Here is an 8,874-nt window from a genome sequence, read left to right as displayed (position 1 = left end):
CCCGCCGGGCCGGACCCGCCGACCCTGCCGGGCCCCCGGACCTCGCCCGGAAACACGCCATCTGCATCCGGAGGAAAGAGCGGCATGCGCATCTGCGGACTCGGCGACAACGTCGTCGATCGCTACCCCCAGCGCGGACTGATGTACCCGGGCGGCAACGCCCTCAACGTCGCCGTGCACGCGGCCCGGCTCGGCGCCGACGCCGCCTACCTCGGCGTCACCGGCAGCGACGCGGCGGGCCGGCACGTCCGCGCCGCCCTCGCGGCCGAAGGTGTCCGCACCGATCGGGCCCGTGTCGCCGACGGCCCCAACGCCTACTCCACCGTCCACCTGGACGCGGCGGGCAACCGCACCTTCGGCGACTGCGACGAGACCGTCTCCCTCTTCGTCCCCGACGAGGGCGACCTGCGCTGGCTGCGCGGCTTCGACCTGGTGCACACCAGCGACTACAGCGGCATGGAGGGGCAGTTGGCGCGGCTGGCCGCCGCCTGCCCGGTCAGCTTCGACTTCTCCGACCGCCCGTGGAGCTACGCGGCGCCCCTGCTGCCCGCCGTGCGGCACGCGGTCTTCTCCCGGCCCGACGCGGACGAGCGGGAGGCGGTCCAACTGCTCGACGGAGCAAGGGAATTGGGGCCGGAGCTGGTCGTGGTGACCCGTGGGGTGCGGGGCGCGCTGCTGGTGTACGGGGACGTCGTCCACCGCCAGCCGGTGGTGCCCGTACGGGCCACCGACACCCTCGGCGCCGGCGATTCCTTCATCGCCGGCCTGCACGTCGCGCTGCACACCGGTCACACCCTCGCGGACGCGGCCCAGCGCGCCGCCGCGTACGCCGCGCGGGTGTGCACCCTGCCCGGTGCCTTCGGCCACCCCCTCGCGCTCGACCCCCCGTCCCGCGCCCCCATGACTCCCGCTCCCCAGTGACCCGCCCCCACTCCCCCGCCCTCGTAACCACCCCCGTCCCCAGGCCCGCCCCGCCCCAGGAGAAGCCGATGCGCCGCACCCCCGCCGCCGTCGCCGGCCGCCTGCTCGCCGTACTGCTGACCCTGGCGGTCGCCGGGTGCGGGCAGGCCCCCGTCCGGGTCACCCCCGACGACTTCACCCTCCGCGGCGCGCCGCGCGGGCATCTGACGATCCTGGAGAAGTACGCCGACCCGGCGTACACGCCGTACTTCAAGAGCGCCGTGCGTGCCTACGAGCGCCGCAACCCGGGCGTCACCATCGAGCTCCAGGCCGTCGGCGACCAGCCGTACAAGGACCGGATAGCGGTGCTGGCCGCCTCGCGCGAGATGCCCGACGTCTACTTCTCCTGGCCGGGCCGGTACGCCCGCAAGTTCGCCGACGGCAAGCTCGCCGCGGACCTGTCCGGGGTGCTGGAGAACACCGCGTGGGGCCGGTCGTTCGACCGGGACGCGCTGGGCGCCTTCACGTTCGGCGGGCGCCGTTACGGTGTTCCGCTGAACGTGGACGCCAAGGTCTTCGCGTACAACACCGAGATCTTCGCCAATGCCGGGATCGACCGGCCCCCGCGCACCTTCCCGGAGCTCCTGGCGGACTGCGACCGGATCGCCGGGGCCGGGTTCACCCCGCTCGCCCTCGGCAACCAGTACGGCTGGCCCGCCGGGCACCTGATCACCCAGTTCAACGCCATGGAGGTGCCCGCCGACGTCCTGGCCCGCGACTACGACGGCCACGGCGACGAGGACGCCTTCACCCACCCCGGCTACCGGCGGGCCTTCGACGATCTTCGGCAGCTCAAGGCGCACTGCGTGCGCTCCGGCGGCACCAGCATGAGCCACGAGTCCGCGCAGGCCCGGCTGCTCCACGGCAAGGCCGCGATGCAGTACCTGGAGACCCTGGAGTTCTCCTACCTGAGCACCAAGGGCGGCGCGCCCGCCGAGTTCACCCGGCACTGGGACTTCTTCCCGATGCCCGCCCCGCCGGGTGGCGCGGGCTCCGCGCGGGCCATCGCCGGCGGCGCCGACGGGCTGCTCGTCTCCAACTCCTCCCCGAACAAGGCGCTGGCCGTCGACTTCCTCAAGTTCCTCACCGGCCGGGAACAGGCCCGCGCGGCCGTGCGCGACATGGGCTGGCTCAGCGCGGTCAAGGGCACCTCCGACGCCGCGACGCTCAAGGGCCTGCCCGAGGCGCAGCGCACACTCGCCGGCCGGCGGATGTCCCTGTGGCTCGACACCCGCGCCGACGACAAGATCGTCAACCCGTACCTCTCGGCGGCCGAGTCCGTCCTGAGCGGCCGGGCCACCGCCTCCGACGCCGTGGAACAGGTACGCCAAGGCGCGCACAACGCCCGCCGCTTCCGCGTCCGCGACTGACCCGGCGGACGGCCGGGGCCGGAGCCGGAGGTGGGACCGGAGCCCGAGCCCGCCGCGCGCCCGCAACCCCATTCCGCCCCACCCATCCCCCACCAGCCCCCGAAGGAGGTGCCCTCGCCGTGCAGCGACGACGCCGCTGGCGCCACGCCTGGTACGCCGCCCCCGCCCTCGCCCTGATCGCCCTGTTCGTCTACTACCCGATCGTGGAGAACATCCGGCTGAGCCTCTTCAAGTTCAGCGTCTTCCAGCCCGGTATGCGCTACGTCGGCCTGGAGAACTACCGGCAGGCCCTCCAGGACCCGGTCTTCTGGAAGGCGCTCGCCAACAACCTCTGCTACGCGGTCACCTCGGTGCTCTTCCAGGTCGGGGCGGCCCTGGTGCTCGCCGCCGTCCTGGAGGGCGTGATCGGCCGCCGGCTGCGCGGTGTGCTGCGTACCGTCTACTTCGTCCCGGCCGCCGTCTCCCTGACCGTCACCGGCCTGCTCTTCCGGTTCCTGTACCAGTCCGACGGGGGGCTGGTGAACAGCGCCCTCTCCGCCCTGGGCCTGGACCGGTTCACCCACGACTGGCTGGGCGACCCGGACACCTCGATCTGGGGCGTGATCGCCATGAGCCAGTGGCAGTCCTTCGGGTACACCACGATGCTGCTGACGGTCGCCATCCAGCGCATCCCGCGCGAACTGTACGAGGCGGCGACCGTGGACGGCGCAGGCCGGGTGCGCACCTTCTTCGCTGTCACCGTCCCGATGGTCCGGGAGATGACGACCCTGCTGGTCATCCTCACCGTCTCCGGCGGGTTCCTGGTCTTCAACGAGGTCATGGTGATGACCGGCGGCGGCCCGGCCAACTCCAGCCAGACGCTGGGCACCTGGCTCTACACCGGCGCCTTCACCGGGGACGACATGGGCTACGCCGCCGCCGTCGGCACCGTCCTGTTCGCCATCACCTTCGTCGCCGGACTCCTGCAACTCCTCCACTCGCGCCGGAAGGCGGTGACCGCATGACCCTCGCCCCGCACCGCAGGCCCGTGGCCCCGGCCGCACCACCCGCGCCCGCCCGCCGCACAGCGCCCGGCCGGGGCCGTGGCCGGGTCCGCCCCGGCCGGGCCGTGCTCCGCGTCCTGGCGTACTGCGTGCTCGCCGCGCTCGCCGTCGCGGTGGTCTACCCGCTGTGCTGGATGGCACTGTCCGGCCTGAGATCGAACGGGGACCTCTTCTCCGACCCGTGGGGCCTGCCCGCGCACCCCCACTGGAGCACCTACGCCGACGCCTGGCGGCAGGGCGTCCTCGGCTACCTGCTCAACAGCGTCCTGGTCACCTCGGCCAGCGTGGTCGGCGTCGTCCTGATCAGCGCCTGGGCCGCCTACGGGCTGACCCGGCTGGAGCTGCCCTTCTCCCAGCCCGCGCTGCTGCTGATCCTCGGCGCGATGATGCTCTCCCCGACCGTCGCCCTGGTGCCCCTGTCCCAACTCCTCCAGGCCCTGCACATCAACAACACCTACTGGGCGCTGATCGTCCTCTACACCGCCTTCAAGGTGCCCTTCACCACCTTCCTCATCCGCGCCTACCTGCTCGGCCAGCCCGTGGAGGTGGAGGAGGCGGCGCTGCTCGACGGGGCCGGCCGCTGGCAGACCTTCTGGCGGGTGGTCGTTCCGATGTCCCGCCCGATCCTGGCCTCCGCCGCCGTCCTGCAGGCCCTCTTCGCCTGGAACGAGTACGCCTTCGCCCTCGTCTTCGTCACCGACGACCGCCTCAAGACCCTGCCCGTCGGCCTCGCCGACATGGCCGGTCGGCTGAACTCCGACTGGCCGATGCTCTTCGCCGGCCTGACCATCGCCGCCCTGCCGATGATCGCCGTCTTCCTGCCGGCCCAGCGGCACTTCGTACGCGGCCTCTCGGAGGGGGTGGGGCGGTAGGCCGGACGGGGCTGCCCGGCCTCTTCCCCACCACCGCCCGGCCCCGCCCGTTCCCGTCCCACCGGTCCGGTCACCCGGATCCCCCGCTCCCGCTCCACCCGTCCGCCCACCTGGTTCCCAGGCCACCGATCCGCACCGCCGTCCGGTTCCGGGCACCGGCCGATGCCGTGGATGTTGCCGCAACACTCGTCAACGCGCCGGTCCTGACCTGGCCTTCGGAGTGTTGCGGATTGCCATGTGGGGGCGGCAACGGACGCGGAGCGTTGCCGGTTCGTCGATTCCCTGGCGCAACGGATTCACCGGGCGGCATCGTGTGGCTCATCGCGAGGCGGGCCATACGGGGCGCGCTGTTCCGGCCGGTGTCCGGCAGGGATGGATGAAGGGCAGATTCGATGGATCGTTCGCTTGTGTCGGTGAGGACGGCGCTGGTGCTGTTACTGGCGGTGCTGGCCGGCGCGTGCGCCGGTTTGCTGTCGGTGCTGGCCGGTAACGGGACGATGGGCGGCGTGCTCGCCGGCCTGGCCGCCGCGGGAGGGGCCGTCGCGGTGTTCAACCAGGTGATCGCCCCGGACACGGCCCCCGGCGGCTCGGCCGTGCGCGAGGCGGGAGCGCGGGGTGGAAGCGACCGTGGGTGAGCTACGTCCGCTCGCCGAGGACCTGTCACCGGAAGCGCGTGCGCTGGCCATGGCGCTGCGGGAGCTGTTCGAGGGCATGGAGGTCTCGGTCCGCCGCTACGCGGCCCGCCGCATGCGCGACGCCGGCACGTTCTCGCGCTACCTCAACGGCACCCGCGTCCCGCCGCGGGAAGTGGTGATGGACCTGTTCACCGATGCCGCCGAACACCGCGGCAGTGCGGCCACCCCGGAAGCCATCGAGCTGGTGGGCCGCCTGCACCGGGCAGCCGTCGAGACCAGTACCTCGCCCCGCCACGCGGTGGAAGTGCTCGAACAGCAGCTCGCCGAGGCCGACCGCGTCTCCCGCCGGTCCACAGCCCGCGGCGACGCGCTGGACGACGCGCTGCTGGACCGCAAACACCGCATCGCCGACCTGGAAGTACGCCTGAACCAGTTGGAGGCGGCATGGAGCGCGGAACGGGAACGAGCCGAGCGCCTGGCCGCGGCCAGCCCCGACGCCACCGACCTGCTGCGTGAACGCGACCGGCTCCAGGACGAGGTCACCCGCCTGTCCGCCCAGCTCGGAGCGGCCCAGAAGCAGCGGGACGAAGCCGAACAGCGCTGCATCCTGCTGGAACGGCAACTGGAGGCGGTCGAACAGGTGCAGGCCGTCGCCGCGGTGCCACCGGCGGCCCCGCAAACCATGCCCAAGGTCCTCATCGTCGACGACCAGCCGGACAACCTGCTGGCCATGACCGCCGTCCTGTCCACCCTCGACCAGGAACTGATCGCCGCCTCCTCCGGACGGGAAGCGCTCAAAGCACTCCTCAACGACGACGACTTCGCCGTGATCATCATGGACGTGCAGATGCCGGACATGGACGGTTACGAGACCGCGGCCCACATCAAACGACGCCCCCGCACCCGCGATGTGCCCATCATCTTCCTCACCGCCATGGGCACCGACCCCGAACACTCCGCCCGCGGCTATGCCGCCGGCGCCGTCGACTACATCGGCAAGCCCTTCGATCCCTGGGTCCTGCGCGCCAAGGTCGCGGTCTTCACCGGCATCTGCCTCGAACAGCGGCGCCTGTCCGGAGTCCAGTGACCACCGAACCCCGTGCCACGGCCGTGCGGCGGCGACATCGGACCGGCCGTCGCCTCGCCCCGGTCCGCCCACGTCGCAGCCACGGCAGGAGACCGAGCCGTCAAGAGCGTGCCTTCACCTTCAGCCGCCGCGACTCCTCGCTCAGCGAGCCCATCGCCGCACCCGCCGTCCTGTCGAAGCGGTACCAGCCTGCCGCTGAGGCTGGAAGTACCCCGGCTCGCCCGTGGCGAGGAACCGAGCCGGCGACCGTTCCAGCGACTCCAGGAACTGGCGCAGGTCATCCGCCACCTTGTCGGCTTCCGGCTCGTCCAGGGATGCCGTCCGTGTCCGATGGATCGATCCCTCCGGGCCGATCACATAGGACAGGCCGCCTCCGTCCGGTCCGATCACCAACCCACGCGGCTCCGGCCCCTCGCCCACACGGACGGCTCCGTTCTCCGCGAGTTGCTCAAGAACACCCCGCGCGGGATGGATGAAGCAGCCGTTGCCGACGTCCTCCCAGACGACCGCGCCGATGCCGCCGTAGAAGGCGACCGGGTCGACGGCCACGTGAGCATCGCGGCCCGGAGCACGCGCCGCCTCTTGATCCGCGACGTCGGCCGGGAGGACCTGGTTGATGCCCGGGGGGAACCCGTGCTTGCCCTCGAACTTCTCTGTCATCTCGTCCAACATGCTTGAGACGGTGCTCGCCCACGAGGACGGCCAGACCGGCGACAACGAACGCTCACTCACGACAGCGGATCCTGACATGAGCCGCAGGCGTCCGTCCCTCCGGAAGAGCCACACCCGACGCGGAGTGGGTCGGCATCGGGAACTTTCAACGTGACGTGCGGATCATCTCGCCGCGTGCCGGAGCGAGCCGGTCCGAACAGGCGTCACCTCGGCGGGAGCGTCGGGCCGGGCTGCCGGCCGCGGCCCTCGGGGGCGCGGTAGCCGACGCGCGACCCGTGCCCGCCGCCAACCACCGACGTGCCCGCCGCCGGACGACCGCGCTCGGGATCAAGAAGCGGGCCACAAAGTCTCCACTTCCTCCGTCGACGATGGTGCGGTGCCTCGGGCGTTTCCGAGGGATCAGGCCGGATCGGCGAGCGGCGTTCCGGTGCTTCGCTTCCACGGCGGTGGAGGGAGTCGGTGCGGAGCACCGAGGACCGACGACGGCGCCGGAGGCGTGGTGCCGGGGTATCGCGGGCCCGGCCCTGATCCGACGGAAGCGTCCTCAGCCGGCCTTCACCCCGTACGGCCCGCCAAGGAGAAGCAAGGAGAAGCCATGGCCTCGGTGACGCATCAGACCGCGCCCACCCGGTTCGTCGAGGCGGACGGCGTCCGCTACGCCTACCGCAGACTCGGAACCGGCGGGCCGGTGCCGCTGGTGATGCTCCAGCACTTCACCGGCAATCTCGACAACTGGGACCCCGCGCTGGTGGACGCCCTGGCGGCGGAGCGCGAGGTCGTCCTCGTCGACTATCCCGGGGTGGCCTCCTCGACTGGGACACCGGCGAAGACCGTCGCCGAACTGGCCCGGCAGGTCATCGATTTCACCGCGGCCCTCGGCCTGGAGCGGATCGACGTCCTGGGCTTCTCCCTCGGTGGTTTCGCCGCCCAGGACATCGCTCTGGTCCGGCCCCGCCTGGTCCGCCGCCTGGTCCTGGCCGGCACCGGTCCGAAGGGCGCGCCCGGGATGCACGGCTGGCGCGAGGACATCGAGAGGCACGCCCGTGCGGAGGCGCCCACCGGCGAGGACCTGCTGTACATCTTCTTCGCCCACACCGAGACCAGCCAGGCCAAGGGTGTGGAATTCCTCGGCCGGTTCGCGGCCCGCACCGAGGGCCGGGACGTGCCCGGCAGCCTCGCCGCCCGCGACGCCCAGTACGACGCCGTGCTGGAGTGGGGCATCCCCGACCACTCCGCCCTCCAGCGGCTGACCGGCATCCAGGCCCCCACCCTCGTCATCCAGGGCGACGACGACCTGATGATCCCGACGAAGGTCAGCCACCTGATGGCCGGTCTCATCCCGGACGCGCGCATCCGCATCTACCCCGACGCCGCGCACGCGTCGCTGTTCCAGTACCCGCACGAGGCGGCCGAGGACGTCAACGCGTTCCTCGGCTGACCCCGCCTCACGTACCACCAGGAGAGACACCGTGTCCGATCTGCTCAGCACCGTCCTCGACGCCCACGGGGGCCGCGCCCGCTGGGAGGAGGCGGGCGCGATCCACGCCCGCCAGTTCTTCGGCGGCGCCCTGTGGGAGACGAAGGGCCATCCGGGCGCCCTGAACGACGTGGACGTGACCGTCGGCCTGCGCCGGCAGTACGTCCGGCAGGAGCCCTTCTTCCAGGAGGGCCACCGTACGTCCTTCACGGCGGACCGGGTCGCGGTGGAGGACGCCGACGGCAAGACCGTCGAGGAACTGGTGGACCCGCGCGCCTCGTTCGCGGGCCACGATCTGACGACCCCGTGGAGCCGGCTGCAGCTCGCCTACTTCTCGGGCAGCGCGATGTGGACCTACCTGGCCGAGCCGCTCTCCCTGACGTTCCCGGGAGTGCGCACCGAGGAGATCGGCACCTGGACGGAGGACGGCGAGGTCTTCCGCCGCCTGCGCGTGGTCTTCCCCGGCAGCATCGCCACGCTCAGCACCGAACAGACCCTCTACGTGGACGGGTCCGGGCTGATCAGGCGGCGTGACTACAGCGTCGGGATCGCCGGTTCCACGCCCGCCGCCCATTACGTCTCCGGCCACCAGGAGGTCTCCGGCCTGGTGATACCGACCACCCGCGTGATCTACGGCCGCGACGAGAACGGGCACAAGGTGCCCGACCCGCTGGTCGTCTCGGTCCGGCTGGAGAACGTGACGGTCTCCTAGCCATCCGGTGCTCCCGCCGTACGCCGACGCCCTCCCCCGCGGCCCG

At 72.0% G+C, this 8,874-nt stretch carries 9 protein-coding genes; 8 read left to right on the top strand and 1 reads right to left on the bottom strand.

Annotation, left to right across the window (positions count from 1 at the left end; genetic code table 11):
- The first annotated feature begins 84 nt into the window (after positions 1-84).
- The 6 genes from ABZX96_RS34980 to ABZX96_RS34955 all read left to right on the top strand — a co-directional run bounded on the left by ABZX96_RS34980 (position 85) and on the right by ABZX96_RS34955 (position 5,967).
- Positions 85-921 (top strand): PfkB family carbohydrate kinase, encoded by an 837-nt coding sequence (locus ABZX96_RS34980; protein WP_355552603.1) that lies wholly within the window; start codon positions 85-87, stop codon positions 919-921.
- A 68-nt stretch (positions 922-989) separates the two neighbouring features.
- Entirely contained in the window at positions 990-2,330 is a 1,341-nt protein-coding gene (locus ABZX96_RS34975) for an ABC transporter substrate-binding protein (RefSeq protein WP_355552600.1), read from the top strand.
- A gap of 119 nt (positions 2,331-2,449) precedes the next feature.
- The gene (locus tag ABZX96_RS34970) at positions 2,450-3,334 is read left to right on the top strand and encodes a sugar ABC transporter permease (RefSeq protein WP_355552597.1); all 885 of its coding nucleotides are present in this window, start codon (positions 2,450-2,452) and stop codon (positions 3,332-3,334) included.
- Positions 3,331-4,245: a carbohydrate ABC transporter permease gene (locus ABZX96_RS34965; protein ID WP_355552594.1), complete on the top strand. Its 915-nt coding sequence runs from the start codon at positions 3,331-3,333 to the stop codon at positions 4,243-4,245. Before ABZX96_RS34970 ends, ABZX96_RS34965 begins: the two co-directional genes overlap by 4 nt.
- A 392-nt stretch (positions 4,246-4,637) precedes the next feature.
- Positions 4,638-4,880, top strand: a complete 243-nt coding sequence (locus tag ABZX96_RS34960; RefSeq protein ID WP_355552591.1) for a hypothetical protein — start codon at positions 4,638-4,640, stop codon at positions 4,878-4,880.
- Positions 4,873-5,967: a response regulator gene (locus ABZX96_RS34955; RefSeq protein WP_355552588.1), complete on the top strand. Its 1,095-nt coding sequence runs from the start codon at positions 4,873-4,875 to the stop codon at positions 5,965-5,967. The genes ABZX96_RS34960 and ABZX96_RS34955 overlap by 8 nt, the downstream gene beginning before the upstream one ends.
- Before the next feature lie 141 nt (positions 5,968-6,108).
- On the opposite strand, the gene ABZX96_RS34950 is transcribed toward ABZX96_RS34955, so the two are convergent.
- Positions 6,109-6,627, bottom strand: coding sequence for an SMI1/KNR4 family protein (locus ABZX96_RS34950; RefSeq protein ID WP_355552585.1), 519 nt, complete (start codon positions 6,625-6,627; stop codon positions 6,109-6,111).
- A 607-nt stretch (positions 6,628-7,234) separates the two neighbouring features.
- Here ABZX96_RS34950 and ABZX96_RS34945 point away from each other — a divergent pair.
- Entirely contained in the window at positions 7,235-8,077 is an 843-nt protein-coding gene (locus ABZX96_RS34945) for an alpha/beta hydrolase (RefSeq protein ID WP_355552582.1), read from the top strand.
- Between the two features lie 31 nt (positions 8,078-8,108).
- Positions 8,109-8,828, top strand: coding sequence for a hypothetical protein (locus ABZX96_RS34940; protein WP_355552579.1), 720 nt, complete (start codon positions 8,109-8,111; stop codon positions 8,826-8,828).
- Positions 8,829-8,874: the final 46 nt, after the last annotated feature.

It is taken from the genome of Streptomyces sp. NPDC003077, from assembly GCF_040611095.1.
In the GTDB taxonomy this organism is placed as follows: domain Bacteria; phylum Actinomycetota; class Actinomycetes; order Streptomycetales; family Streptomycetaceae; genus Streptomyces.
This window is presented reverse-complemented; position numbering and strand designations above follow the sequence as displayed.